Source organism: Kribbella amoyensis (assembly GCF_007828865.1).
GTDB lineage: Bacteria > Actinomycetota > Actinomycetes > Propionibacteriales > Kribbellaceae > Kribbella > Kribbella amoyensis.
Genome location: NZ_VIVK01000001.1, coordinates 922865 through 949303 on the forward strand (window position 1 = coordinate 922865; position 26439 = coordinate 949303).

The window sequence follows — 26439 nt, forward strand, 5'->3', positions numbered from 1 at the left end:
CCGGACCGTCCCTCCACGGTCCGGCCGGGGTTCGGGTCAGCCGCCGTTCGTCGTCGGAGCCACCGGCCGGTCGTTCGTCCAGCCGATGGAGAGCACCGAGGTGTCCCCGTTCTTCCCGCCCGATCGCCGGCTGGTCAGCAACTTGCCGGTGGCCGGGTCGATGATCAGCTCGAGGCCGAGCTGGTACTGCGAGAAGGAGAACCGCACCGCCGTGCCCCGCCGGCCGATCGGATCGGTCACTCGCTCGGTGACCTCGGCACCCGGGAGACCGGCGAGCAGCCGCAACGCCGCGCCGCGGACCTCAGGCCGAGCCGGGGTACTGCTGATCAGGCCCGCGGCCATCTCGGCCAGGTACGAGGTGGTGTCGGCGGCGGCCGCCCGAGCTGCCTTGTCTCGCAGCAGGCGGCTGCGCAAGCCCTCCACCGTCCTCGGCAGGGCCAGGATCTCCGCCAGCGGAACGGCATCGGTACCGAGCGCGTGGTACCGGTCCGCGTCCTGCTTCGCCTCCCGCAGCGTGCCCGGGCCGCCCTTGGCCGAGAGGATCAGATCGTGTCCGTCGGCGGTGTCCGTCGGCCCGAGATTCCAGGTCGACGGAGAACCGGCCCGTTCCCACGCCGCCGCATCCGCCGGGGTGGCCGGCTTGACGCTGATGGACCGCTCGCCGACCCACGCCGTCCCACCCTTGCGGCCGGTCCAGGTCTCGGTGAGCTTGTCCTGCCGGACCTTGTACGTCTCCGGGCCGCGGATCACGTAGTCACGGCTCGACACCGACCGGACCAGGAAGTACCGCCCGGTGGTGGCCGGCGTGCGCTCCTCCGCGGCAGCGGCGACCAGCAGCAGCTGGCCGGCCGTCATGGTCCGGGCCGGGGTCCTGTCGACACCGGCGCCGTCCGGCGAGGTGATACTCGGGGAGGCGACGTCCGGCTCGCCGCCGGGGGCCATCGCCAGCGGTACCGCGAGTGCCGCGACCGTGATCGCCGCGACGCCGGCGGTCATCCCGGCCTGGGCGAACCGCCGCCGGCGCGCGGCCTTCCGGGCCCGGCCGAGGTCCGCGGCCACGTCGTCGTCCGTCACGGCCGGAACCGGTCCGGCGGCCGTCTCGAGAAAGTCCTTCAGGTCGGTCATCGCGCAGTCTCCAAGGTGTCCAGGGGTCGGTCGACGAGGTCGCGCAACTTGTCCAGGCCGCGAGCCGACTGGCTCTTCACCGTGCCCTGGCTGCAATTCATCAGCTCGGCGACGGTCGCCACGTCGAAGTCGCAGAAGAACCGCAACACCACCGCTGCCCGCTGCCGACGCGGCAACTGCTCCAACACGGCGAGCATCGCCAGCCGGTCGTCGGTCCCCGCGTCGCTGCTGCCCGCCGACGCGCCGGCCCGGCCGGACTCGGCCAGGTTGTCGGTCAACGTCTCCCGGTGCCGCCAGAACCGGCGCCGCTCGTCCAGGAACACGTTGACCAGGATCCGGTCGGCGTACCGGGCGGCCCCGGGATCCCGGCCGATCCTGCGCCAGTGCAGGTACAGCTTGGTGAGAGCTGTCTGGACCAGGTCCTCGGCCCAGTACCCGTCACCGGTCGTCAGCAGGCGTGCGGTCCGCAGCATCCGCCCTCGATGAACGTGGACGAAGTTCGAGAACTCCGTGTCGCGGTCGGTGGCCACGTATCTCCTCCGGTCTTCGTTCGGCGCTTCCTCACCGTGAAAAACCGGCTGGTCCCACCCCTGGGTTGCATCCTGCCCGGGGATGGGGCCGGCCACCTCGTCCGCGGAGACGCCGAAGAGCCCCGCGGACGGATCCGCGAGGCCCTTCGGGTGCTACTGGGTGTTGCCGGGTGCTACTGGCTCAGCTGTCCTGGACGCCCGTACCGGTACCGCCGCCGGCGATCTCGGTGAGCTCCAGGTCCGGGCTGGCCTTCTCGGTGCCGGTGAAGGTGAAGTACTCCGGCACGCCGTCGGCGCTGGTCGTGCCCTCCGGGGCGACGTCGACGAGGACGATCTGGCCGGGGCGCAGTTCCCCGAACAGGATCTTCTCGGCGAGCACGTCCTCCACGTCACGCTGCAGCGCGCGACGCAGCGGGCGAGCACCGAGGACCGGGTCGAAGCCACGCTTCGCGACCAGTTCCTTGGCCGCGGACGTGAGCTCGATGCCCATGTCCTTGTCCTTCAGCCGCTCCTCCACCTGGTTCACCATCAGGTCGACGATCTTGACGATCTCGTCCATGCCGTGCTGGTGGAAGACCACGATCTCGTCGACGCGGTTCAGGAACTCGGGGCGGAAGTGCTGCTTGAGCTCCTCCGTCACCTTCGCCTTCATCTTCTCGTACGAACCGGAGGCGTCGTTGACCTGGGAGAAGCCGAGGCTGACGGCCTTGGCGATGTCCCGGGTGCCCAGGTTCGTGGTCATGATGATGACGGTGTTCTTGAAGTCGACCACGCGGCCCTGGGCGTCGGTCAGGCGACCTTCGTCCAGGATCTGCAGCAGCGAGTTGAAGATGTCCGGGTGGGCCTTCTCCACCTCGTCGAACAGCACCACGCTGAACGGCTTGCGGCGCACCTTCTCGGTCAGCTGGCCACCCTCTTCGTACCCGACGTAACCGGGCGGGGAGCCGAACAGCCGGGAGGCGGTGTGCTTCTCGGAGTACTCCGACATGTCGAGGCTGATCAGCGCGCTCTCGTCGCCGAACAGGAACTCGGTCAGCGCCTTCGACAGCTCGGTCTTACCGACACCGGACGGACCGGCGAAGATGAACGAGCCGCTCGGCCGGCGCGGGTCCTTCAGACCCGCACGGGTCCGCCGGATCGACCGGGACAGCGCCTTCACGGCGTCGGTCTGGCCGATGTACCGCTTGGCCAGCTCCTCCTCCATCTTCAGCAGCCGCGAGGACTCCTCCTCGGTCAGCTTGAAGACCGGGATCCCGGTCGCGGTGCTGAGCACCTCCGCGATCAGTTCCTCGTCGACCTCGGCGACGACGTCCATGTCGCCGGCCTTCCACTGCTTCTCGCGCTCGGCCTTCGCGTTGATGAGCTTCTTCTCGTCGTCGCGCAGTCCGGCCGCCCGCTCGAAGTCCTGGGCGTCGATCGCCGACTCCTTCTCCCGGCGCACGTTCGCGATCTTCTCGTCGAACTCGCGCAGGTCCGGCGGCGCCGTCATCCGGCGGATCCGCAACCGGGAACCGGCCTCGTCGATCAGGTCGATCGCCTTGTCCGGCAGGAACCGGTCGGAGATGTACCGGTCGGCCATCTGCGCCGACGCGACCAGGGCCGGGTCGGTGATGGTCACCCGGTGGTGTGCCTCGTACCGGTCGCGCAGACCCTTGAGGATCTCGATGGTGTGCGCGATCGACGGCTCGGCCACCTGGATCGGCTGGAACCGGCGCTCCAGCGCGGCGTCCTTCTCGACGTACTTGCGGTACTCGTCGAGGGTGGTCGCGCCGATGGTCTGCAGCTCACCGCGGGCCAGCATCGGCTTCAGGATGCTGGCGGCGTCGATCGCGCCCTCGGCGGCACCCGCACCGACCAGGGTGTGGATCTCGTCGATGAACAGCACGATGTCACCGCGGGTGCGGATCTCCTTCAGCACCTTCTTCAGGCGCTCCTCGAAGTCACCGCGGTACCGCGACCCGGCGACCAGGGCGCCGAGGTCGAGGGTGTAGATCTGCTTGTCCTTCAGTGTCTCCGGCACGTCGCCCCGCACGATCGCCTGGGCCAGGCCCTCCACGATCGCGGTCTTGCCGACGCCCGGTTCACCGATCAGGACCGGGTTGTTCTTGGTCCGCCGGGACAGCACCTGCATGACCCGCTCGATCTCCTTCTCGCGCCCGATCACCGGGTCGAGCTTGGACTCGCGGGCGGCCTGGGTGAGGTTCCGGCCGAACTGGTCGAGCACCAACGAGCTGCTGGGCGCCCCCTCGGTGGCACCGGCTCCGGCGGTGGCGGTCTCCTTGCCCTGGTAACCGCTCAGCAGCTGGATGACCTGCTGACGGACCTTGTTGAGGTCCGCTCCGAGCTTGACCAGGACCTGCGCGGCGACACCCTCACCCTCGCGGATGAGGCCGAGCAGGATGTGCTCGGTGCCGATGTAGTTGTGGCCCAACTGGAGGGCCTCACGCAGGGAGAGCTCCAACACCTTCTTGGCGCGAGGGGTGAACGGGATGTGCCCGCTCGGAGCCTGCTGTCCCTGGCCGATGATCTCCTCGACCTGGGAACGGACGGCCTCGAGCGAGATACCCAGGCTCTCGAGAGCCTTGGCGGCGACACCCTCACCCTCGTGGATCAGGCCGAGCAGAATGTGCTCGGTCCCGATGTAGTTGTGGCTGAGCATCCTGGCCTCTTCCTGGGCCAGGACGACAACGCGACGGGCGCGGTCCGTAAATCGTTCAAACATCGCCAAAGCGCTCCTTGCCTCAGAGGAGTCGGACGTGCCGTGTAGGCCGACCCCCGTACATGCATGCTAGTCCCCGGCACCGACAGGCTCGCTCTCAGCGAACAAGCGACGACCTCTCGTCCGGCCGCCTACTGGGGATCACAAGGGAACAACCACCGGGGGCGGCCAGGTGTTCCCGGCACGCCACCTGTTCGCCACCAGCGAATATCTCCCGGTCCCTGCCGGATCAACGACCTGTCGGGGATCCGGAGCCGACGGCGGCGAGGCTGTGTCCACAGTGTGAAACAACCGGAATGCGGACGGTCCCGGCGCCCTCATCGGCACCGGGACCGCGGATCTCGAAAGAAACTACTTGGCTTCGTTGTACGCCGCGCGCACCTCGGCGGAGATCCGGCCCCGCTCACTCACCTCGTACCCGTTCTCCTTGGCCCACGCGCGGATGTCGGCGGAGTCGGTCGCCGACCGGCCCCGGCCCCGCGCCCGGGCGGCGCCACCACGGCTCCGGGAGACCTTGCGTGCCGCACCGACATACCCGGAGAGGGCGTCGCGCAGCTTGGCGGCATTCTTCTTGGACAGGTCGATCTCGTACGTCGTGCCGTCCAACCCGAAGCTGACGGTCTCGTCGGCCTTACCGCCGTCGAGATCGTCCTCGAGAACCACCTGAACCCTTTGCGCCATCGATGACAGTCCTTTCCGCGCCCGCCACCGGGCACAATCCCCCTTAGCCGTTTAGGTTTGCACCTGATTTGTACCGCACAAACCCGGGCGCTGTCATTCAACAGGCGGAATGCGCCGGAAAAATGTGACTGAAAACTCCGGCCGGACCGGCAGCCCGCATCCGTGGTGACCTTGGGTATTCATCTCGCTCCGCCGACGGTGGTCCGGAGAAAACGGACCCGGGAATGGATATCGGCATTGGTTGTGCTATGCAACGACTCCCCGGGCCCGTTTTCCGGATCACTCCGGACGCAGCAGCGGGAACAGAATCGTCTCCCGGATCCCGACCCCGGTGAACAGCATGATCAACCGGTCCAGGCCCATCCCGAGACCACCGGCCGGCGGCATCCCGAACTCCATCGCGCGGAGGAAGTCCTCGTCCAGGTCCATCGCCTCCGGGTCCCCGGCCGCGGCCAGCAACGACTGTGCCACCAGGCGTTCACGCTGGATCACCGGGTCGTTCAGCTCCGAGTACGCCGGTGCCAGCTCGACCCCGTTGACGATCAGGTCGAACGCCTCGACCAGGCCGGCCGTCTCACGATGCGGCTTGGCCAGCGGCCGGACGGATTCGGGGTAGTCCTGCACGAAGGTGGGCTGGATCAGGGTGTGCTCGACCAGCTTCTCGTACAGTTCCAGCGCGATCTCGCCGGCATTCCAGCCCGGCTGCAGCTCGACCTGGTGCTGTTCGGCCAGCTTGATCAGCCGGGGCGCCTCGGTGGTCACGTCGACCTCCTCACCGACCGCCTCGGAGATCAGCTCGAAAACGCTCACCGAACGCCACGGCAGGGTCAGGTCGATCTCCGAACCGTCGCGGCCGGTGACGGTGGTGCGACCGACCGCCTCGCCCGCATTGAGGACCAGATCGCGCAGCAAAGTCTTCATCGAGTCGTAATCGCCGTAGGCCTGGTAGGCCTCGATCATCGAGAATTCCGCGGCGTGGGTGGAATCCAGCCCCTCGTTCCGGAACGTGCGGCCGATCTCGTAGACCCGGTCGACGCCGCCGATCATCGCCCGCTTGAGGTCCAGCTCGAGCGCGATCCGGAGCAGCATCTGCTGGTCGAACGCGTTCAGGTGGGTCCGGAACGGCCGGGCCGCGGCACCGCCGTTGGTCAGCTGCAGGGTCGGCGTCTCCACCTCGACGAACCCCTGGTCGTCGAACGTCTGCCGCAGCGACTTCAGCACCGCCGCCTTGGTCCGGACCATGTCCCGCGCCTCCGGCCGGACGATGAGGTCCACGTACCGCATCCGGACGCGGGCCTCCTCGCTCAGCGGGTTGTGCTCGTTCGGCAACGGGCGGAGCGTCTTGGCAGCCATCTGCCAGGCCGTCGCCTGCACGGACAGCTCACCGCGACGGCTGGTGATCACCTCGCCCTGGACCGAGAGCAGGTCGCCGATGTCGACCAGCGCCTTGAACCGGGCCAGCTCCTCCTCACCGAGGTCGGCGAGCGACAGCATCACCTGGAGCTCCGTCCCGTCACCCTCGCGCAGCCGGACGAAGCAGAGCTTGCCGGTATTGCGCAGGAAGATCACCCGGCCGGCGACCGCGACCTGCTCCCCGGTCCGGGTGTCCGGCGCGAGCTCCTGGGCGTCGTAGGTGTCCCGCAGGTCCTTCAGCAGGTGCGTCCGCGGCACCGAGATCGGATAGGGCTGCACCCCCTCGGCCAGCAACCGGTCACGCTTCTCCCGGCGAACCCGCAGCTGCTCGGGCAGGTCGTCCTGCCCGCTGTCGGGGGTCACCGGGTGCTCACGTGAATCAGTCATGACCAAAGGCTAGTGAGTCAGGGTCGCCAGGTACGAATCGGTTTCCGGACGCCCACCACTCGTCAACCTCGCGCCGAGCCCGATTCGGCCCTCACTTCACGCGGGAGCGGCTCCCTCGGGACCGACTTGGTGAGTGCTGCCTGACCGCACCACACCAGCACGCCCGCCACCATCGCCGTCACAGCTCCGGCCGCGCCGCCGGCCACGAAGGTGAGCCGGGGTCCCAGCAGGCTGCCGACCGCGCCTCCAAGGAGCAGCGCGAGCAGACTGCTGGCTCGCGCCGTCCCCGTCAGCGCCGCGATCACGCGACCTCGGACAGCCTCCGGGGACCTCGTCACCACCAGGGTGCTCGTCGCCGCGTTGAGTAGTCCGCCGCCCGCTCCCATCACGACCGCGCCGAGGACCAGGAGCACCACACCGGGCGCGACCCCCATCACCACGGCCGCCAGTCCCAGCGACCCGGTGCCGAGCAGTACCGCGCGGGCGCGGCCGGGATCCGAGGTCAGCCGCCCGCACGACCACGCGCCCACCACCGCGCCGGCTCCTTGCGCGGCGAGCACGGCCCCATATCCGTCGGGTCCCAGGCCGAGCTCGTCCCGGATCAGGAAGACCTCGACCACGTTCAGCGCCTCCCCGACCAGGATGAACACCCACAGCGCCGGGACCAGGATCTTCAGCAGGTCGTCGGCGAACAGCGTCCGCAGTCCCACCGACAGCCCACCCCGCTCGACCTCACCCGAGGACGGCACCGGCCGGCGCCGCGTCTTCACCAAGCACGCCACCACGGCCAGCATCGCGAACGTGCCGGCGTCCACGAGCAACGCACCCGTCTCGCCCTTCCACGCCACCAGGACGCCACCGGCCGCCGAGCCGGCCAGCATCGCCACCCCGGTCAGCGCCTGACTCACCCCCGTGGCCCGGCCGACCAGCTCCTCGCCCACGATCCGCGGGATCAACGCGGCCCAGGCCGGACCCGCCACCGCCTGGCCTACCTGCAGTACGCAGACCAGGGCGAGCGTCGCGGCCAGGCCATCCACCAAGGCCAGGCAGACCCCGGCCGCGGCCTGGAGCAGGGATGCCGACACCAGCACGGTCCGGGAGTCGTGACTGTCCACCAGCTTCCCGGCGAACGGGATCATCGCGACGGTCGGCAGCGCGAACGCCAGCAACAGCGCGGTGGTCGCGGCCGGTCCGCCGGTGTCGGAGACACGCAGCATCAGCGCGATCAGGGCGATCGAGTCACCGGCGTACGAGAGCGCCCGGGCCGGCAGGACCAGCCGCAGGTCGGGGCTGGACCAGAGCGAACTCTGAAGTGGTTGCTTCACAGTTATGAAGTTAATGCTTCACGATTTGGATCGTCAAGGGCGCGTTACGCTGTGCTCGTGGCGAAGAAGAAGCGGGTGGTGCTGACCGATCCGCGGGCGATCCGGGCGCTCGCGCATCCGGCCCGGCAGCGGATCATCGACGAGCTCTACAACGGCCGGGTGCTGACCGCGACCGACTGCGCCGAGCTGGCCGGGCTGACGCCGTCGGCGACCAGCTACCACCTGCGGGCGCTGGAGAAGTGGGGCATCGTCGAGCGGTCGGACGCCTCGGCCGACGGCCGCGAGCGGCCCTGGCGGGCGCCGGCGACCAGCCTCGAGATCGCCTCCGAGCCGAGTACCAGCGGGCGGCTGGCGAGCCAGGCGATCATGCGGACCGCGGTGGACCGGCTGCTGGAGCAGTTCAGCGAGCTGCCGCCCACCGACGAGTGGGAGGGCCTCAGCATGATGCGCCGGAGCCGGCTGTGGCTGACCCAGGAGGAGGCCGAGCAGTTCAGCCAGGAGCTCACCGCGGTCGTCGAGAAGTACCGCAAGGGCCGGACGGCGGCCAGCCACCCGGCCGGGACGCGGGACGTCTCGACGTTGCTCGCGGTCGTCCCACTGGGGAAGCCGCCGGCCGCCGGCTGAGCCGTAAGGGACCTGATAGCCGAACTGTTAGGGACGGATCCACCAGGGCGGGAGTACCTTCGGAAGAGAGGAACTTCCGCTGCGGGTGATCGTTCATGCAGTCCTGGCTGATCTGGTTGTGCATCGCCGCCGTACTCGGCGCCGCGGAACTGCTCACGGCCACTTTCGACCTGCTGATGCTGGCCGTGGCCGCGCTGGCCGCCGCCGGAGTGGCCGCGCTCGGGCTCGGGGCCGGACTGCAGTTCGCCGCGTTCCTGCTGACCGCGGCCGCGATGATCACCCTGGTCCGGCCGGTCGCGCGCCGGCGCCTGACCCAGGCCCCGCAGTTACGCAGCGGCGTCGCCGGGCTGATCGGCCGGGAGGCCGTCGTGCTCAGCCAGGTCGGCCGGGAACCGGGCCGGGTCCGGATCGGCGGCGAGGAGTGGACCGCGCGGTCCTACGACCCGGACCTGTCGATCCCGGCCGGCACGCTGGTCGACGTCTTCGCGATCGAGGGCGCGACCGCCCTCGTGCACCCTCGGGAGGAACCATGGCCGAACTCATCGTCGGGCTGATCGCCGCGCTGCTGGCCGTCGTGCTCGTGCTGCGGACGATCCGGATCGTCCCGCAGGCCCGGGCGAGCAACGTCGAGCGCCTCGGCCGGTACCTGCGCACGCTGGAACCAGGACTGAACGTGGTGATCCCGTTCGTCGACCGGCCGCGGGCGCTGATCGACCTGCGCGAACAGGTGGTGTCGTTCGAACCGCGCTCGGTGATCACCGAGGACAACCTGGTCGTCCACATCGACACGGTGCTGTACTTCCAGGTCACCGACCCGCGCGCCGCGGCGTACGAGATCGCCAACTACATCCAGGCGATCGAGCAGCTCACCGTCACCACCCTGCGCAACGTCATCGGCAGCCTGGACCTGGAGAAGGTGCTGACGTCCCGCGAGCACATCAACTCCACCCTGCGCGGCGTCCTCGACGAGGCGTCCGGCAAGTGGGGCATCCGGGTGAACCGGGTCGAGCTGAAGGGCATCGAGCCGCCGACGTCGATCAAGGAGTCGATGGAGAAGCAGATGCGCGCCGAGCGGGAGAAGCGGGCCACCATCCTGGCCGCCGAGGGGCTGCGGCAGTCCCGGATCCTCACCGCCGAGGGCGACCGGCAGGCCGCGATCCTGCGGGCCGAGGGGCAGGCGAAGGCGATCGACACGGTGTTCGAGGCGGTCCATCGCAACGACCCGGACCCGAAGCTGCTCGCGTACCAGTACCTGCAGATGCTGCCCGAGCTGGCCAAGGCGCCGGGCAACACGTTCTGGGTGATCCCGTCCGAGGTGACCAACGCCCTGCAGCAGGTCAGCAAGGCGTTCGCACCGGAGGGGTCGACGGCGCCGGCACCGCCGATCGCCCCGCCGTCGAACAACGGGCTCACGGCCGATATTCCCAAGGCGGAGAAGCTCACAGATCAGTAATCCGTTTGCCTGACAGTGCCAGGATGGGGCCTATGGGGGAATCCTTGCACGCGTTGGCCATCGCCGTACCGACCGGCGGGATCGCCGCCCTCGCCTACCTCGTCGTGGGCCTCGTCATCGGGGTCGAGAGCATGGGCATTCCGTTGCCTGGGGAAACGACCTTGATCGCGGCCGCGCTGCTGGCCTCCCAGGGCGACCTGAACCTGTGGTACGTGATCGGTGCCGCCGCGGTCGGTGCGATCGTCGGCGACTCGATCGGGTACATGATCGGCCGCCGGGCCGGGCGCGGGCTGTTCCAGCGACTCGGCCGCCGGTCCAGGCACTTCTCCGCCGAGCGGATCGAGCGGGCCGAGCGGTACTTCCACAAGTACGGGGTCTGGACCGTGTTCTTCGGCCGGTTCGTCGCGTTGCTGCGGATCTTCGCCGGTCCGATGGCGGGCACGCTGCGGATGCCGTACCCCCAGTTCCTCGCCGCCAACGCGGCCGGCGGGATCGCCTGGTCGACCACGATCGGGCTGGTCGCGTACAAGGTCGGCGACAACGCGGACCGGATCTTCGGCGAACTCTCGATCTGGGCGTTGGTCGCGATCGCGGTGGTGGCGGTCGGGGCGTACGTGTTCTTCAAACTGCGGCACCGCCGGACCCGGACCGAGATCGTGGCCCCGGTCGCGGCTCCCGCTGTGGTCGAGGAGTCAGCGGACGCGTAGCACCAGGCTGGGCGTCGCCGTCCCGAAGACGGGCGAGCCCTGGTACGTCGTCCCGGGGACCAGGAAGCGGTACGCGAAGATCCCCGGTTTGGTCGCCTTGAACGAGATCGTGGCCCGGCCGTTGCGCAGCGGGGTCGCCTTGACGTTGCCCCAGGCCCGGCCGTTCCAGAACTGCAGGGTCGCGGTGCCGTTGTACACCGGGCGAACCACGACCGCCGCGGTGATCACCTCGTTGCGGTTGTGCAGGTTGCCGCCCTGGTATCCGGCGCCCTGGATCAGCAGCCGGCTCCGGGTCAGGTACGCCTTGCTGCTGGACGCGGTCGACAGCGAACCGGTCCGGCTGGTCAGCGGGACGTAGGCCCGGTACGACCGGGTGGTGCCGGTGTTCACCCGGACCTCGAAGTGCCCGCCGCCCTGCGTGGTCGCGCGGCCGACCTCGACCCACGGCGCGCCGGCCCGGGTCTGCGCCAGCATCACCACCGGCAGCCCGGCCGAGGTGGTCTGTTGCACCGAGCAACGAGTCTCCGCACAGCTGATCTGCTGCTGGATGGTCCGGCCGCGGATCAGCATCTGCTTGCCGAAGGTCCACAGCGTCGGCACCGCGATCGACGTCGAGCTGACCCGGCCGGCGATCTCGGCCCCGGTCAGCGAGGCCCACTCGTTCTTGGCCCGCAACTGGAAGAAGTACGGCGGCTTGACGTTCTTGAGGACCAGCTGGGTCTTCGTGGTCGGCGCGGCGACGGCGCGGAACGGCTGGCCGTTGCTGCCGATGACGGGTGTGTACTGCTGCGAGCCGGTCGGCACGTCGAGCGGGTCACCCGGGGTGAAGTCCTGGGTCGGCGGCGGGACCCGCCAGCTCACCACCACGTCCTTCCCGCGCGGGGTCGCGACCGCGTCGGTCGGCCGGAGCGGGCCGTCGGTGTCGAACATCGGCGACCGGGCCGGCTTGCTGGTCACCCCGCCCTGGGACGTCCCGGTGGCGACCGCGATCCGGTAGTTCCCGTCGGGCGGGAACGCCGAGGTCGGGATCGCCCAGGTGTTCGGGTCGGAGGCGGCGACGTACTTCACGTACGACGGGCTCGCGGACACCACACCCTCGATCGAGATCCGGTTCGGGGCGCCGTTGTCCTTCCAGCTCACCTGGACCGCGGACCGGCCCTTGTCCGCCCAGGCGATCGTCACGTCGGTCGGCGTCGGATCGGACGAACAGGCGGTCAGCGTGACCCCGAGAACGAGCAGCACGATGGCAAGCGGCAGCCGCACCCCGCCCATCGCGCCTCACCTGCCCTCGGGAAACCGGAACCGCGTAGACGATACATAGTGAGGACATGCGACACACCAGCAGGAGGGCCGAATCGTGATACTTCCGCCCGGCCGCTGCCGGGAACTCTTCGCGGCCGCCGACCGCGTCGTCCTCGCCACCACCGGCGCCGACCTCCGCCCCCATCTGGTCCCCGTCACCTTCGTCCTGACCGGTGACCGGGTCCTGATCGCGATCGACCACAAGCCCAAGACGACGAAGAACCTCCGCCGGCTCCGCAACCTCACCGAGAACCCGCGGGTAGCCCTCCTCGCCGACCACTACACCCCCGACTGGACCCAACTCTGGTGGACCCGAGCCGACGGCACCGCCACCGTCCTCCCCAGTGTCCCCACCGAACCCCTCGCCGCGAAGTACCCCCAGTACGCCGAGACCCCACCGACCGGCCCCTTCATCGAGATCCAGATCGAGAAATGGACCGGCTGGTCGGCGAGTTGAGCGGCCTCAGCGGGTCGTAGTGAGGACGAACGTGGTGGAGTACGCGGCCGCGAACCACTGGCCGTTCAGGGTGCCGGCGGGGATGTAGTACCGGTAGGCGACCCGGCCGGGTGTTGCGCCACGGATGTAGCCGAATCCGAGGCCGTTCGCGATCGGGACCGGGCCGACGAGCGTCCAGGTCTTGCCGTTCCAGCGCTCCAGGCGAGCATGGCCGACGAGGTACGGCCTCATGTACACGGCGGCCCGCGAGGTCTGGCCGACCCGGATGGTGGGATTCCAGAAGTTCGCCCCGACGCTGGTCTGCACCGTCGTCGACACCACCGGGCTGTAACCGCCGAAGAAGGCCCGCTCACCCTTCACGGTGTTGGGCAGTTGCACCCGGTACTGGCGTGAGCCGGCCGCCCGCATGTCGAAGGCGTACTGGTTGTTGGTGAAGTTCTGCCAACCCACCGTGTACCAGGGGCTGGTGGCGCTGTTGCGAGCCTGCAGGATGACCTTGTCGTGCCCGGATCCGGTGAAGGTTCCGCGGACCGTGTTCTGCGAGGTGTCGGCCCGCACCCAGGCGGGAATCGAGGCCGTCGGGTGGTAGGACGCCACGGAGATCGTCGCACCGGCATGGTCAGAGCCGATCCACTCGTTCGTCCCGGCCAACTCGACCGTGAATGGAGGCCGCGGCCCGGTGAACGTGAGGGCCGTGCTCCTGGTGGGTTCGCCCAGCGGCACCGTTCGCCCGTCCTTGACGTACTGCGGCTGGTACAGGTCGGTACCGGTGACGTCCAGCGGATCGTTCGGCGTCTTGTCCTCGGCCTGCACCGACGCCCGCTTCCACTTGACGCTCAGTGTGCTCCCGCCTGCCAGGGAGTAGCTGTCCAGCTCCATGAAAACCGGACCGAGCATGTCGAACGCCGGCGACAACTCGGCCGCACTCGTCTCGCCGGCCTCGGTGCCGGCCGCGACGCCGATCTGGAAGACCGCGTCCGTCCCAGTCTTGGGGGCGATGGAACTCGCCGGAATGTCCAGCTCGTCAGGCGCATCGCTCGCGACGTAGAACGTCCGTAGCGCCGTCGGACTCGCCTGGCTCCGCACGCTGATCCGGTTGGGCCGCGTCCCCTCCTCGGTCCACGTGACACGCACCTCCTGGTGGGTGCTGTCCTTCCAGGCGATCCGGACGTTGGTCGGCGCGGTGTCGGCGGCGTGGGCTTGGGTGGGGGCGAGGGCGGAGGCGAGCAGGGCTCCGGCCAGCGTGGCGGCGGGCCACTTCTTCACGGGTGTTGCCTTTCAGACGACGACGTTGACGAAGTTCTGGGTGTACGCGGCGGCGAAGTAGACGCCGGCGTACGTGGTCGCGGGGACGTAGTAGCGGTAGGCGGTGCGGCCCTTGGCCGTGGTACGGATGTAGCCGACGCCGTAGCCGTTCTTCACCTTGACCGGGCCGACGGTGGTCCAGGTCTTGCCGTTCCAGCGCTGCAGGGTCGCGGTGGTGTTGACCTTCGGGGCGACGTACAGGCGCGCCTCGTTCGTCCAGCCAGCGAGGATCTGCGTGTACCAGAAGGCGCCCAGCACCCGGAGCTGAGTGGTCGACGCGGCCGGCGCGGTGGAGGCGGCGTTGTACACGAGCGCCCCGTTGTAGTACTGGCTGGTCGGAGCGGTCACGCGGTACTGGCGACTGCCACCGGTCCCCAGCGGGAACTCGAACCTCCCGCCCCTGGCAGTGATCGAGCGGACCGTGTACCAGGGGCTGGTGGAGCTGTTACGGGCCTGCAGCACGACCTGACGCTGCTGGTCCGCGGGCGTGTAGGTCCCGGTCACCACCGAATCGCTGTCGTAGACCGCCCAGGACGGTACGTGCGCGGTGATCCGGGTCGCGTTCGCCGTCACCATCGTGGTGGGGAACTGCCCACCCCACTCGTTGTGGGCAACGACCTGGAGCTTGTACTCCGAGCGGAGCGTGTACGTGACCTGGGTCGCCGTGGTCCGGCCGCCGATCGGGACCTGGCGGCCGGTACTCGCCGGGATGTAGGAGACCTGGTACGTCAGCGGCAGGTTCCGGTCCAGCGGGTCGTTCGGGGTCAGGTCGGTCCCGGTCGGCGGCTGCCAGCGCACCGTGGTCGCGCCGGCCGCCGACCTGGTCGCGGCGATCAGGTGCGCCTGGTTCGGAGCGAAGGCGTCGAAGCCGGGCGAGACCGCCGAGGAGGGGCCACCGGCGACGACGAACTCGAGCGGCTTGCCCGGCGAGTACCAGGAGTAGTCGCGGATCCGGGCGGCCTCGACCTCGATCGCGTTCGGCTGGTCCGCGGTCGTGGTCACCGAGAAGTAGTTGCGATCGCCCCGCGTCCGCAGGGTCACCAGGTTGGCGACCGGCTCCGTCTCGTCCCAGCTGACCACCACGCGTTGGTACGTGCTGTCCTTCCAGGCGATGCGGACGTTGGTCGGCGCGGTCTCGGCGGCTGCGGCCGGGGTCGCCGGGGTGGTGAGGGTGGTGACGAGGGCAGCCGTCAATGCGGCCGCGATGGCGGTTCTCAAGGTGTTCCCCACGGTGAAGAGGCCATGTCCCCCACGGCCTGGCCAGGGCATTCTGCAGGAGCAGGGGGCGGTCGGCAACACGGTTGCAGGTTGTTGCAGGCTTTCCGGGTCGACCCGGGTGGGTCAGACTGGGGGCACGACTTCCGGGGGGAACTCATGACCTTCATCCGTACGCCCTCGACCGACGAGGACTTCTTCGAGCAGAACCGGGTCGCGGCCGGGTACGTGCCGAACTATGTGGGGACGTTCGCGGCGCGGCCTGCTGTCTACGAGGCCTGGAAACAGCTCAACACGGCGATCCGGTCCTCGATGGATCTGCGCCGGTACGAGCTGGCCACGCTCGCCGCCGCGGCCGCGTTGCGGTCCAGCTACTGCAGCTTGGCGCACGGGAAGGTGCTGGCCGAGAAGTTCTACAGTCCGGACGAGGTCGCCGCGTTGGTGAGTACGCCGCCCGCTGATCCGGTCGATCGTGCGGTGATGGCGTTCGCCCGCAAGGTGGCCCTGGCCGCGGACCGGGTCACCCAGGCCGACGTGGACGAGCTCCGGGGCGTCGGCCTGTCGGATGACGACGTGCTCGACGTCGCGCTCGCGGCCGCGGCTCGGTGCTTCTTCTCGAAGACACTGGACGCCACCGGGACGGCACCCGACGCCGCGTTCCACTCACTGCCGACCCAGCTACGCGAGGCTCTCACCGTCGGACGGGCCGTGGACGCGCCTGGCTGAGCTCACTCGGGTTCGTTGTCGTACGTGCCGCCGATCTTGTAGGGCGTATTCACACCCACGTACATCAGGTGCGTGACCAGGCCCTGGGCGGCGTGGTCCAGGTTGTGGCAGTGGTCCATCCAGACGCCCGGGTTGTCGGCCTTGAACGCGATCTCGAACGTCTCGCCGTCCTCCACGTTGAGCGAGTCGGTCCACCAGGGACTCCCGGACGCCTTGACCCCGTCGCGGCTCAGCACGAGCACGTGATGGCCGTGCAGGTGCATCGGGTGGACCTGGCCGGAGGTGTTCTTGATCGTCATCACGACCACGTCCCCGTCCGCCACCATGAACATCGGCCCGTCCGGGTACAGGTGGCCGTTGATCGTCCACCAGAGCCCCGGCCGTCCGTCGAGGAACCCGGGCCGCCGGCCGATCCGGTACTCGAACCGCCGATCCGGCGACGACGCGTCCAGGCCCGTCGGGGCAGGGGTGCCGTAGCTGAGCAGGTCCACCCGGTCGGCCGGTTCGGTCCCCGTCGGCGCATCGCCCGCGCCGAGGACCAGCGTGGTCGGGCCGCCGCCCAGGCCTAGTCGGACCGCCGAGCCGGACGGGATCCGGATCCGCAGGTCGATCCGGCCGCCCGCGGTGACCAGGACCGACTTGCCGTTCACCTGGCCCGGCTCGTGCACGTCGGTCCCGTCCACCGAGACCACGGCGTACGGCGCCCCGTCGACCCACGTCGCCATCGGCCCGTTGTCGGTGTTGATCAGCCGCACCCGCACGACCGAACCGGGGGCCGCGTCGACGCGGTGTTCGCCGTACTGGCCGTTGACGGTGCGGATCTTGTCGTACGTGTGGACGGCCGCCACCACGTCGGCAGGACCAGGCGAGATCACCAGGGGGCCGAACAACCCCTTCTTCACCTGCTCGTGCGACACCTGGTGGGAGTGGTACCAGTACGTCCCCGCGTCGCGCGCGATGAACCGGTACACGAAGCTCTGCCCGGGCCGGACCGCGTCCTGGGTGACCCCGGCGACGCCGTCCGCAGCGGCTGGGACGTCGACGCCGTGCCAGTGCAACGTGATCCCGTCCGGGACCGACTCGTTGCGCAAGGTCACCTGGATCAGTTGCCCTTGTTTCGCGGTGATCCGGGGGCCTGGCGAGCTGTGGTTCAAGGTGTAGCCCTCGGTCGGACCACGGCCCGCGATGTCGAACCGCTCCGCCCGCGCGACCAGCTCGACGACGACGTCCGCGGGCCGGTTGGTGGGTACGTCGAAGGTCTTGATGTCGCGCTCGTGACCGGCGTGACCCGCGGCCGTGGCCGGGCCGCCGCCGTAGTCGGCGTACCCCATCGTCATCGGGGACAGCTCGCCCGGAACCAGGCTGCGCTGCCAGAAGAAGGCGAGCGGGGCGAGCACGACGACGGCCGCGGCCAGGCCGATCAGGAGCCGCCGGCGGCGCCCGGTCATCGGGCCCGCCGGTCGCTCCTTGTTGCCCTAGACATCTACAGCTTGGCCTCGCTCGGCGCCGGCGTCTCGGTTCTCGGCCCCGCCGCCCGGCGGCCGGCCATCCCGGCGACAGCCATCACCGCCAGCGCGTTCGCCCCGTGCAGCGCGCCGATGGCCGGAACGCCGAACGACACGAAGGCGAGGGCCACCTGCAGGACCACCAGGCCGAACACGATCAGCGCCCACTTCACCCCGCCGTCGACGCCGGCGAAGAATGACACGATCAGCAGCAGCAACGCGAGCGCCGGGATCACCGTCATCCCGAGGATGCCGTGCGCCATCTGCCCGAAGTTGGCGTCCGAGTTCTTGTCGAACACCAGGCCGTCGTCCACGTCCTTCAACGTGGTGAACCAGCCGAGCGCGATGGTCATGGCCTGGGCGAGCACCCCGATCGCGACCAGCGACGCGAGGACACGGTAAACGGACCTCATCTGATTCCCCCCTTGTGCCCGGGCCTCCCCAGTCCGGGCGTAGCTCATCTCATGTTGAGCCTCGGCGGGCCGGGCGACAAGAGCATTTCATCGTGATCGAACGACCACGCAGAGCGGTCACCGGTTCCGGGTGAAGGCCTGGTGCAGTCCGAGCAGGGGCAGGAAGGGTTCGTGCTGGGTGATCAGGCCGGACTCCGCGACGATCAGCGGAGCGAGCGCTCCGGTCGCGATCACCGGGACCTCGCCCGGCGTGAGCGACTGCTCGACGAGGGCGCGGGTGACCAGGCCGTCGACCAGCGCGGTGAAGCCGAAGATCGCGCCGGACTGCAACGCCTCGACGGTGTTGCGGGCGACCACCGAACGCGGCCGGGTGAGCTCGACCCGGCGGAGCTGGGCGGCCGACTCACCGAGGGCGTCGGTCGCCGTTTCGATGCCGGGGGCAATGATTCCGCCGACGAAGGCGCCGGCCGGGTTGATCAGGTCGACGGTGGTCGCCGTGCCGAGGTCGACCACCACACAGGGAGCGCCGTACCGGTTGACTGCGGCCAGCGCGTTCGCGATGCGATCGGTACCGACCTCGCGCGGGTTGTCGACCAGGACGGGCAACCCGGTCTTCACCCCCGGCTCGACGACCACGCTCGGGACGTCCTGGTAGTACCGGCCGACGACGTCGCGCAGCTCGTGCAGGACGTGCGGGACCGCGGAACAGACGGCGACCCCGGAGACCGGCGACTCCCCGGCCAGCAGCCCGTCGAGCAACACGGCCCACTCGTCCGCGGTACGCCGGGGGTCGGTGCCCACCCACCAGTGCCGTTTGACCGTGCCCTCGAAGACCAGACCGACCAGGGTCCTGGTGTTCTCGACGGCGACGGCCAGCAGCATCAGACGGCTCGCAGATCCATCGCGATGTCGAGGACCGGGGCCGAGTGGGTCAGGGCGCCGACCGCGAGGAAGTCCACCCCGGTCTCGGCGACGGCGCGGGCGGTGTCCAGGGTGAGCCCGCCGGACGCCTCCAGCCGGGCCCGGCCGGCCACCTTCTCGACGGCCTCGCGGAGCTGCCCGACCGGCATGTTGTCCAGCAGGATCAGGTCCGCGCCCGACTCCAGCGCGATCAGCGCGTCCTCGACCGAGTCCACCTCGACCTCGACGGCGATGTCCGGGTACGCCTTGCGGACCAGCCGGAACGCCTCGGCGACCCCGCCCGCCGCGATCACGTGGTTGTCCTTGATCAGGGCCGCGTCGGACAGGCCCATCCGGTGGTTCCGGCCGCCGCCGCAGCGGACCGCGTACTTCTCCAGCGAGCGCAGCAGCGGCATCGTCTTGCGGGTGTCGCGGATGACCGCGCCGGTGCCCTCGACCGCGTCCACCCAGCGCCGGGTCAGCGTGGCCACGCCGGACAGGTGCCCGATCAGGTTGAGCGCGGTGCGCTCGGCGGTCAGCAGCTGCCTGGTCTTGCCGCGCACCGTGAGCAGCACGTCGCCGGCCCGGACCGCGGTGCCGTCGGTGACCGAGTGCTCGATCTCGACCGGATCGGACCCCGCGACCAGCCGAATCACCAGTTCGGCGATCTCGAGGCCGGCGACCACGCCGTCGACCCGGGCGACCAGCTCCGCGACCGAGACCTGGTCGGGGTCCACGGTGGCGGTGGTGGTGACGTCGACGCCACCGGCCAGGTCCTCCTCCAGGGTGGCCCGGACGAGATCCTCGACCCACTGCTTGTCGAGCGTGTCATCCATGCTGGTCACTTTCCCTCCGACGATTCCTTCAGCGCCACGAACGCCGTGGCCGGCCGGGCCGCGGTCCCGTCGGCCGGCAGTGTGAGGTCCACACTGCCCGACCACCGGGTGTCGTCGCGATCCGGGTGGTCCTCCCGCCAGTGCGAGCCCCGGCTCTCCTCGCGCTCGGTCGCGGCCGCGACCAGCGCGGAGGCTACCGTGGCCAGGTTCGTCGCCTCCCAGTGCGGGGTCCCCGGCTCGCCCGCCGGCTGCTCGATCAGCTTGCCGAGCCGCTCCCCGGCGTCCGCGAGCCCGGTCGCGCTGCGGATCACGCCGGCCCCGACCGTCATCGTCCGCTGCAGCTCGGCGACCACGTCGGCGTCGACCAGACCGGCCACCCGGCTGTCGACGGCCGGCTCCCGCAGCGGCGGCAGGCCGTCGTTCGCGAGGGCGGTGACGATCCGGCCGGCGAAGACGAGGCCTTCGAGCAGCGAGTTCGAGGCCAGCCGGTTCGCGCCGTGCACGCCGGTACAGGCGACCTCGCCGCACGCGTACAGGCCGGGGACGGACGTCTGCCCGTCCAGGTCGGTCCAGACGCCGCCGGAGGAGTAGTGGCACGCGGGCGCGACCGGGATCAGCTCGCGGACCGGGTCGATGCCGTGCGAGCGGCAGGACGCCAGGATGGTGGGGAACCGGACCCGCCAGAGCTCGTCGCCGAAGTGCCGGGCGTCGAGCAGCATGTGATCCTTGCCGGTGGCAAGCATCTGCCGCATGATCGCCTTCGCCACGATGTCGCGCGGCGCCAGGTCGGCCAGCTCGTGCTGACCCTGCAGGAACCGGTTGCCGTCGTGGTCGACCAGGAACGCGCCCTCACCGCGGACGGCCTCGGACACCAACGGCTGCTGGCCTTTCGCGCCCTTGCCCAGCCAGAGCACGGTCGGGTGGAACTGGACGAACTCCAGGTCGCGCACCTTCGCGCCGGCTCGCAGCGCCAGGGCCACGCCGTCGCCGGTGGACACGCTCGGGTTGGTGGTCGCGGCGTACAGCTGGCCGAGACCGCCGGACGCGAGGATCACCACCCGGCTGCGGATCGCGCCGATGCCGTCGAGCTGGCCCTCGCCCATCACGTGCAGGGTGACGCCCGCGACGGCGCCGTCGTCCGCGCGCAGCAGGTCGAGGACCAGGGCGTGCTCGATGATCCGGATGTCGTCGGCCCGTTTCACCGCGGCGACCAGGGCGCGCTCGATCTCCATCCCGGTCGCGTCGCCGCCGGCGTGGGCGATCCGGTTCCGGTGGTGGCCGCCTTCGCGGGTCAGCGACAGGTCCCCACCGGCCGCGGTGTCGAACCGGGCCCCGAGGTCGATCAGTTCGCGGACGGCGTCCGGCCCTTCGGTGACGAGCGCGCGGACCGCGGCCGGGTCACACAGCCCTGCTCCGGCGACCAGGGTGTCCTCGAGGTGGTCCTCGGGCGAGTCACCCGGTCCGAGCGCGGCCGCGATCCCACCCTGCGCCCACTGCGTCGACCCGGACGCGACCACGTCCTTGGTTACCACCAGGACCGAACCGAGCGCACGAGCCTTGAGAGCCGCGGTGAGTCCGGCGATCCCGGACCCGATCACGACCACGTCGACGGTGTCGGTCCAACCAGGTGCGGGCGCGGCAAGCCGCTGCGGCACGGCGGGAGCAGTCATCCCGCGACCGTATCAAGCTGTTTCACCGCAGCGTGATGGAAATGTTGTCAATGAGACGGGTCGTTCCCACCCGGGCCGCGACCAGCATTCTGGCCTCGCCGGGGCCGATCACGGGGCCGAGATCGGGTGCTCGGAGGGCGAGGTAGTCGATCTTCACCGACGGGACCGCCTCCAGCTCGGCGTGGGCGGCCGCGAGGACGGCGTCGGGTCCGTTCATCCCCGCCTTCGCGCCGGCCGTCAGGGCCCGGTACAGGACGAGCGCCTCGTCCCGCTCGGTCTCGTCGAGGTACCGGTTCCTGGAGGACAGCGCGAGTCCGTCGGCCTCGCGGACCGTGGGGACCGGGACGATGTCGACGTCCCAGTCCAGGTCGCACGTCATCTCCCGGATTAGCGTCAGCTGCTGGTAGTCCTTCTCACCGAACAGCGCCAGGTCGGGCGCGGTCAGGTGCAGCATCTTCGCCACCACCGTGAGCACCCCGGCGAAGTGGCCCGGCCGGACCATGCCCTCCAGCTCGTCGGCCAGTGGGCCGGGATGCACGGTGATCGACGGCTCGTTCGGATAGAGCTCGTCGCGGGACGGGTTGAAGACCAGGTCGACGCCCTCGGCCTTCGCGATCGCCAGGTCGTTGGCCAGCGTCCGCGGGTACCGGTCGAAGTCCTCGGACGGCCCGAACTGCAACGGGTTCACGAAGATCGTCAGGACCACGCTGCCGTCCGGCCCGACCCGTTCCCGCGCCTCCGCGAGCAACGCCGCGTGTCCCTCGTGCAGCGCGCCCATCGTCATCACGACCGCGCGGGGCCGCACCGCGGCAGCCGCTCGCAACTCGGCCTTCGTCTGGGTGAGTCTCACCGCGGTGCCTCCCCTGCTCGATCCCGCTCCAGCACCTGTTCGTCCGGCGCCCGGTTCCCCGCCAGTACCTCGCCGAAGCGGGCGACGGTCGCCTGGTCCAGCCTGCCGTCGGCCGCGGCCAGCTCCACCGTGGCCCGGGCCAGCTCGGCGTACGTGCTTGCCGTGCGGTCCCGGAGGACGGCGAGGTGGGCTGCGACCGTGTCGACGTCGCCGCGGGCGATCGGCCCGGTCAGCGCATCATGACCGGACCGCAGCGTGTTGTCGAGAGTTGCCGTGACCAGCGGCCGCAGTGTGGCCGCCGGATCCTGGACGCCCGCTGCCCGCAGTACGTCGAACGCCTGCGCGAGCAACGTGGTCAGGTGGTTCGCCCCGTGCACGATGCCCGCGTGGTACCGGGCCCGCTGCTCCTCCGCGACCCACTGCACGTCGGCGCCGAGGTCCTTGGCCAGTCGCTCGACGAACGTCCTCGCCGCCTCCGGCGCGGTCGCGGTGAGCACCACATCGGTGAGGTCCGCCGGGCCACCGGTGAACGTCATCGGCGCGTGCAGCGCGATCGGGACCGCGTCCACTCCCGCCAGTACCGCGAGTCCGTGGGCGCCGGAGAGGTGGACGACGTACTGGCCCGCCGTCAACGGCAGCGCGGCCGCGGTGGTGGCGATGTGGTCGTCCGGGACCGCGACCAGCACCACGTCGGCGCGGGCGGTCACCTCGTCCGGGGTGAGGACGGGGACGTCCGGGAGCAGCCGTGCGGCCCGCTCCCGGGAGACCGGGGTGCGTGCGGTCAGGCCCGTGACGGGGTACCCGGCGGACGCCAAGGCTGCTCCCAGGGCGCTCCCGGCCCGCCCGGCTCCGATGATGCCGATGCGTTCCATATCCACTCTCTACGTTCCAGTCCCGACGGGCGGGTACCAGACGATTCGGTGCGGTTGTCTTCCAGCGTAGGGGCAGGAGTACCGGGCCGGACAGGTACGAGTCCTTCCTCACAGGTGGCACGATGAGCCGATGGGAGGACAACAGCTCGACCCCGGCCGTGCGTCCGCACACCGGCCGGACACGGGGAGTACGCAGCGGACCTGGACCGAACGGGCGGGACTGACCGCTCTGCTGATCGCGGTGCCCGAGCTCGCCCGGTACACGGACCGGTGGCGCACCGGCTCGTACTCGTCCGTGCGCCCGGATCTCCCGCTGAGCGCGCTGATCCCACCGCACGTGACCGTCCTGGTGCCGTGGGTGGCCGACCCGCGGCCGGAGCACGTCCAACGGCTCACCGACGCGCTCGCCGACGTCCCGCCGTTCCAGCTCGGCTTCGACGGCGTCGGCCGGTTCCCGAACGGGACCGTGTACCTGCGGCCGGAGCCGTTCGACGAGGTGCTGGACGTGATCCAGCGGGTGCTGAAGGCGTTCCCGGAGTGCCCGCCGTACGGCGGTGAGCACCCGGATCCGTACCCGCACCTGACCATCGCGTCCTCCGGGCAGGGCACCGACGAGCTGGTCGCGGAGGCGGAGACCGCGCTGGAGCTGGCGGCACCGCCGACCGTGCTCCTCGACGACCTGACCATCTGGCGGGAGGGCGGCGACCAGATCTGGCGGCTCGTCGGCTCGGTCCCGCTGGGCACCGGGTAGATGGCCGCGGCGACCTTCCGCGACGCCTGGCAGACCGCGTTGTACGGCCCCGACGGGTTCTACCGCCGGGAGCGGCCGGCCGCCCATTTCCGGACCTCGGTGCACGTGTCGCCGCTGTTCGCGGCGGCGCTGGTCCGGCTGGCCCGGGCGATCGGGGCCGACCGGATCACCGATCTCGGCGCCGGTTCGGGCGAACTCGGCCGGGCGGTGCGCTCGCTGGATCCGGACCTGGAGGTGGCCGGGATCGAGCTGGACGACGAGCTGCCCGCGCGGATCCCGGGCCTGCTCGTCGCGAACGAATGGCTGGACAACGTCCCCTGCGAACTGGCCGAGCTCGACCCGGACGGCGTCCCGCGGTACCTGCTGCCCGACCTGACCCCGGGTCCGGTGGTGGAGGGCGAGGACCTGGCCTGGCTGACGAAGTGGTGGCCGCTCGCGGAACCAGGTGACCGGGCCGAGATCGGTACCAGCCGGGACGACGCGTGGTCCGGCGTCCTCGGCCGGCTCGACGGTGGGGTCGCGCTCGCCATCGACTACGGGCACGTGCGCGCCGGGCGGCCGGCGTACGGGACACTGACCGGTTTCCGGCAGGGGCGGGAGTGTGATCCGGTCCCGGACGGCAGCTGCGACATCACGGCTCACGTCGCCCTGGACTCGCTCGGCGGGACCATTACGAGTCAGCGCGACGCGCTCCGCGCTCTCGGGATCTCCGCGAGCCGTCCCAGCCAGGACCTGGCCCGCACCGACCCCCTGCGCTACGTGGCCGAGCTGTCGTCCGCCGGAGAGGCGTCGGAGCTGCTGGACCCGTCCGGGCTCGGCGGATTCGGCTGGGTCTGGACGGGGACCGGGGAGGACGCCGTACGCCGTGCCTCGCGGGCCCTGGCGGTCTGAGCTTCGAGGAGCTCGGCGGCGTCGCCCAGGTCGCGGTGCAGGGCAACCGCGTCGGTGGGGCCCTGCGGGGTGTCCACGTGGACATTGGCGAGCCCCAGGCGCCGCTGCAGCGGTCCTTGCTGGACCCGGACCGACTGGGTCTTGTGGTGCAGCACGATCGACGTCCGCCGGCTGATCCAGCCACGGGTGGTCACCAGGACCTGCTCGTCGGCGCCGTAGGCCAGGTACCGCCAGCCGATCGGCCGCAGCCACTTCGCCCGCTCCGGCGCGCGGTGCAGCTCGATGCGGGACAGGTCCAGACCGGGCAGCACCCGAGCCAGTACGCCGGCCACCTCGTCGCGCTGTCCGACCGGGAGCAGCTGTGCGCCGTCCCGCTCGTCACCGTCGTCGCCCTGGACGCCGCCGACCACGCCAGCGATGTCCAGGTCGACGCGGGACCAGCCGATCAGCCGCCAGATCAGCGGCTCGGTGATCAGCAGGCCCTGCACGCGTCCCGGCGGCACCGTCTGCCGCTGGATGTCGAAGAGGCCGCGCTTGGTCCGCAGTCCGTCGTGCGTCTCCGCGAGCGTGAACTTGTGGTTGCCGACGACCTGCTTCCAGATCGGCTGCACCACGCCGAGCAACAGCGGCAGACCGGCGAACAGACCGATGTGGAACTCCAGCACCGTGGTCGCCACGATCAGCCAGATCAGACCGGCCAGGCTGCCGAGCACGGTGGAGGAGAGCAACGTCGCCCCGAGCAGCCGCCCGGTCGGGACCACCAGCAGCGGCGGCGGTTCGTACCGCGGCTCCTCCGGCCGCTCGGTGGCCTGCTCGCCCTTCGCCCGGACCAGCAGCGTGGTCCGCAGGTTCGCGGCGTCGTCGTACGTGAAGTAGCTCAGCCGGCCGTCGCTGCGGCTGCCACCGGCCACGTCCATCCGCAGCTCGGCCATGTTGAACAAGCGAGCCACCAGCGGCTGCGCGACGTCGATCGTCTGGATCCGGTCGAACCGGATGATCCTGGTCCGGCGGAACAGGAACCCGCTGTCCACCCGGATCGCGTCGTCGGTCAGCTGCCACTTGGTGAACCACCAGGACAACGCGCCGAGCAGGATGCCGCCGACCAGCACGGCGCCGAGCACGATCCCGGCGATGGTCAGGTTGGTGCGCAGACTCTCGTTGTTCGCCATCGCGAACGCGGCGACGACGAAGTACCCCCAGCCCTTCACGAACGGGGTCAGCGGATGCAGCCGCTCCCCTGTCTGCTCGGCCCGCGGCTGGGACGTCTGGGAGGGTGCGACGGGCTCGGTCACAGGCCCCACGCCTGCGCCTGGCCGAGCGCGGACAGCCGATCCCGCAACCGGCTCGCCTCGTCCGGATGCAACCCGGGGATCTTCGCGTCCGTCGCGGGGGTGGCCGTGTGCAGCTCCACGGTCGCGATCCCGAAGGCCCGCTCCAACGGCCCGGCGGCCACGTCGACGAACTGCATCCGCCCGTACGGCACCACGACCAGCTGGCGGAACAGGATGCCGTGACTGACCAGCAGCTCGTCCTCGCGCTCGGCGTACTTCCAGGACCGCTGGTTCCGCCCGACCAGGACCCAGGACCAGGCCAGCCCGCCGAGGCAGACGACCAGCCACAGCCCGCCGTACAGCCAGTCCAGCGTCAGCCCGAGCACCACCAACCCGGCGATCCCGAGCAGCCCGAACGTGATCGCCGCGTTCACCCGGCGGACCGAGGCGAGCTTCGGCGAGACCGGCGTCCAGCTGACATCCGACGGTACGAAGAGGTCATCCACGGGAC

General features: G+C 70.4%; 25 protein-coding genes and 1 pseudogene. 8 read left to right on the plus strand and 18 right to left on the minus strand.

Features of this window, described 5'->3' with window-relative positions:
- Window positions 1–36: 36 nt before the first annotated feature.
- From FB561_RS04425 to FB561_RS04450, 6 genes are all read right to left on the minus strand, one after another.
- The gene (locus tag FB561_RS04425; RefSeq protein WP_145803279.1) at window positions 37–1125 is read right to left on the minus strand and encodes a CU044_5270 family protein; all 1089 of its coding nucleotides are present in this window, start codon (window positions 1123–1125) and stop codon (window positions 37–39) included.
- The gene (locus tag FB561_RS04430) at window positions 1122–1655 is read right to left on the minus strand and encodes a SigE family RNA polymerase sigma factor (protein ID WP_145803281.1); all 534 of its coding nucleotides are present in this window, start codon (window positions 1653–1655) and stop codon (window positions 1122–1124) included. The genes FB561_RS04425 and FB561_RS04430 overlap by 4 nt, the downstream gene beginning before the upstream one ends.
- A gap of 181 nt (window positions 1656–1836) precedes the next feature.
- Entirely contained in the window at window positions 1837–4377 is a 2541-nt protein-coding gene (locus tag FB561_RS04435; RefSeq protein ID WP_145803283.1) for an ATP-dependent Clp protease ATP-binding subunit, read from the minus strand.
- A 348-nt stretch (window positions 4378–4725) separates the two neighbouring features.
- Window positions 4726–5055, minus strand: coding sequence for a histone-like nucleoid-structuring protein Lsr2 (locus tag FB561_RS04440; RefSeq protein WP_145803285.1), 330 nt, complete (start codon window positions 5053–5055; stop codon window positions 4726–4728).
- A 279-nt stretch (window positions 5056–5334) separates the two neighbouring features.
- Window positions 5335–6855, minus strand: a complete 1521-nt coding sequence (gene lysS, locus FB561_RS04445) for a lysine--tRNA ligase (RefSeq protein ID WP_145803287.1) — start codon at window positions 6853–6855, stop codon at window positions 5335–5337.
- 62 nt (window positions 6856–6917) lie between these two features.
- On the minus strand, window positions 6918–8180 hold the full coding sequence (locus FB561_RS04450; protein WP_202880541.1) for an MFS transporter: 1263 nt from the start codon (window positions 8178–8180) through the stop codon (window positions 6918–6920).
- Between the two features lie 57 nt (window positions 8181–8237).
- Here FB561_RS04450 and FB561_RS04455 point away from each other — a divergent pair, with 57 nt between their 5' ends.
- The 4 genes from FB561_RS04455 to FB561_RS04470 all read left to right on the plus strand — a co-directional run bounded on the left by FB561_RS04455 (window position 8238) and on the right by FB561_RS04470 (window position 10964).
- Complete coding sequence (locus FB561_RS04455) at window positions 8238–8804, plus strand: ArsR/SmtB family transcription factor (protein WP_202880542.1); 567 nt, start codon at window positions 8238–8240, stop codon at window positions 8802–8804.
- A 95-nt stretch (window positions 8805–8899) separates the two neighbouring features.
- On the plus strand, window positions 8900–9358 hold the full coding sequence (locus FB561_RS04460) for an NfeD family protein (RefSeq protein ID WP_145803291.1): 459 nt from the start codon (window positions 8900–8902) through the stop codon (window positions 9356–9358).
- The gene (locus FB561_RS04465; RefSeq protein ID WP_145803293.1) at window positions 9334–10257 is read left to right on the plus strand and encodes an SPFH domain-containing protein; all 924 of its coding nucleotides are present in this window, start codon (window positions 9334–9336) and stop codon (window positions 10255–10257) included. The genes FB561_RS04460 and FB561_RS04465 overlap by 25 nt, the downstream gene beginning before the upstream one ends.
- Window positions 10258–10289: 32 nt before the next feature.
- Window positions 10290–10964 (plus strand): DedA family protein, encoded by a 675-nt coding sequence (locus FB561_RS04470; RefSeq protein ID WP_145803295.1) that lies wholly within the window; start codon window positions 10290–10292, stop codon window positions 10962–10964.
- Here FB561_RS04470 and FB561_RS04475 read toward each other — a convergent pair.
- Entirely contained in the window at window positions 10950–12236 is a 1287-nt protein-coding gene (locus FB561_RS04475) for a hypothetical protein (protein ID WP_145803297.1), read from the minus strand. The two genes, FB561_RS04470 and FB561_RS04475, sit on opposite strands and share 15 nt — an antisense overlap.
- A gap of 85 nt (window positions 12237–12321) precedes the next feature.
- On the opposite strand from FB561_RS04475, the gene FB561_RS04480 reads away from it, so the two are divergent.
- Window positions 12322–12723 (plus strand): TIGR03668 family PPOX class F420-dependent oxidoreductase, encoded by a 402-nt coding sequence (locus FB561_RS04480; RefSeq protein ID WP_145803298.1) that lies wholly within the window; start codon window positions 12322–12324, stop codon window positions 12721–12723.
- A 6-nt stretch (window positions 12724–12729) separates the two neighbouring features.
- On the opposite strand, the gene FB561_RS04485 is transcribed toward FB561_RS04480, so the two are convergent.
- Both FB561_RS04485 and FB561_RS04490 read right to left on the minus strand, forming a co-directional pair.
- On the minus strand, window positions 12730–13989 hold the full coding sequence (locus FB561_RS04485) for a hypothetical protein (RefSeq protein WP_145803300.1): 1260 nt from the start codon (window positions 13987–13989) through the stop codon (window positions 12730–12732).
- A 12-nt stretch (window positions 13990–14001) separates the two neighbouring features.
- Window positions 14002–15258: a hypothetical protein gene (locus FB561_RS04490; RefSeq protein WP_170284575.1), complete on the minus strand. Its 1257-nt coding sequence runs from the start codon at window positions 15256–15258 to the stop codon at window positions 14002–14004.
- Between the two features lie 144 nt (window positions 15259–15402).
- Here FB561_RS04490 and FB561_RS04495 point away from each other — a divergent pair, with 144 nt between their 5' ends.
- Window positions 15403–15969 (plus strand): carboxymuconolactone decarboxylase family protein, encoded by a 567-nt coding sequence (locus tag FB561_RS04495; RefSeq protein WP_170284576.1) that lies wholly within the window; start codon window positions 15403–15405, stop codon window positions 15967–15969.
- A 2-nt stretch (window positions 15970–15971) separates the two neighbouring features.
- Here FB561_RS04495 and FB561_RS04500 read toward each other — a convergent pair whose 3' ends face one another.
- The 7 genes from FB561_RS04500 to FB561_RS04530 all read right to left on the minus strand — a co-directional run bounded on the left by FB561_RS04500 (window position 15972) and on the right by FB561_RS04530 (window position 23015).
- Window positions 15972–17417, minus strand: a complete 1446-nt coding sequence (locus FB561_RS04500) for a multicopper oxidase family protein (RefSeq protein WP_145803306.1) — start codon at window positions 17415–17417, stop codon at window positions 15972–15974.
- 35 nt (window positions 17418–17452) lie between these two features.
- Complete coding sequence (locus tag FB561_RS04505) at window positions 17453–17887, minus strand: DUF6220 domain-containing protein (protein WP_145803308.1); 435 nt, start codon at window positions 17885–17887, stop codon at window positions 17453–17455.
- A gap of 117 nt (window positions 17888–18004) precedes the next feature.
- Window positions 18005–18769, minus strand: a complete 765-nt coding sequence (locus tag FB561_RS04510; RefSeq protein ID WP_145803310.1) for a type III pantothenate kinase — start codon at window positions 18767–18769, stop codon at window positions 18005–18007.
- On the minus strand, window positions 18769–19623 hold the full coding sequence (gene nadC / locus FB561_RS04515) for a carboxylating nicotinate-nucleotide diphosphorylase (protein ID WP_145803312.1): 855 nt from the start codon (window positions 19621–19623) through the stop codon (window positions 18769–18771). The genes FB561_RS04510 and nadC overlap by 1 nt, the downstream gene beginning before the upstream one ends.
- Window positions 19624–19628: 5 nt before the next feature.
- Window positions 19629–21293: an L-aspartate oxidase gene (locus FB561_RS04520; RefSeq protein ID WP_145803314.1), complete on the minus strand. Its 1665-nt coding sequence runs from the start codon at window positions 21291–21293 to the stop codon at window positions 19629–19631.
- A 22-nt stretch (window positions 21294–21315) separates the two neighbouring features.
- The gene (gene panC, locus FB561_RS04525; protein WP_145803316.1) at window positions 21316–22143 is read right to left on the minus strand and encodes a pantoate--beta-alanine ligase; all 828 of its coding nucleotides are present in this window, start codon (window positions 22141–22143) and stop codon (window positions 21316–21318) included.
- Window positions 22140–23015 carry a Rossmann-like and DUF2520 domain-containing protein gene (locus FB561_RS04530; RefSeq protein WP_145803318.1) on the minus strand — a complete coding sequence of 292 codons (876 nt, stop codon included), beginning with the start codon at window positions 23013–23015 and terminating at the stop codon, window positions 22140–22142. Before FB561_RS04530 ends, panC begins: the two co-directional genes overlap by 4 nt.
- A 130-nt stretch (window positions 23016–23145) precedes the next feature.
- Here FB561_RS04530 and FB561_RS04535 point away from each other — a divergent pair, with 130 nt between their 5' ends.
- Both FB561_RS04535 and FB561_RS04540 read left to right on the plus strand, forming a co-directional pair.
- Window positions 23146–23766 carry a 2'-5' RNA ligase family protein gene (locus FB561_RS04535; RefSeq protein WP_145803320.1) on the plus strand — a complete coding sequence of 207 codons (621 nt, stop codon included), beginning with the start codon at window positions 23146–23148 and terminating at the stop codon, window positions 23764–23766.
- Window positions 23767–24426 (plus strand): annotated as a pseudogene (locus tag FB561_RS04540) (SAM-dependent methyltransferase); the annotation flags it as partial. It abuts the gene before it with no gap.
- Between the two features lie 95 nt (window positions 24427–24521).
- Here FB561_RS04540 and FB561_RS38180 read toward each other — a convergent pair.
- Window positions 24522–25949, minus strand: coding sequence for a PH domain-containing protein (locus FB561_RS38180; RefSeq protein WP_145803324.1), 1428 nt, complete (start codon window positions 25947–25949; stop codon window positions 24522–24524).
- A complete protein-coding gene (locus FB561_RS04550; RefSeq protein ID WP_145803326.1) occupies window positions 25946–26434 on the minus strand; it encodes a PH domain-containing protein in 489 nt (162 codons plus the stop codon). The genes FB561_RS38180 and FB561_RS04550 overlap by 4 nt, the downstream gene beginning before the upstream one ends.
- Window positions 26435–26439 lie beyond the last annotated feature (5 nt).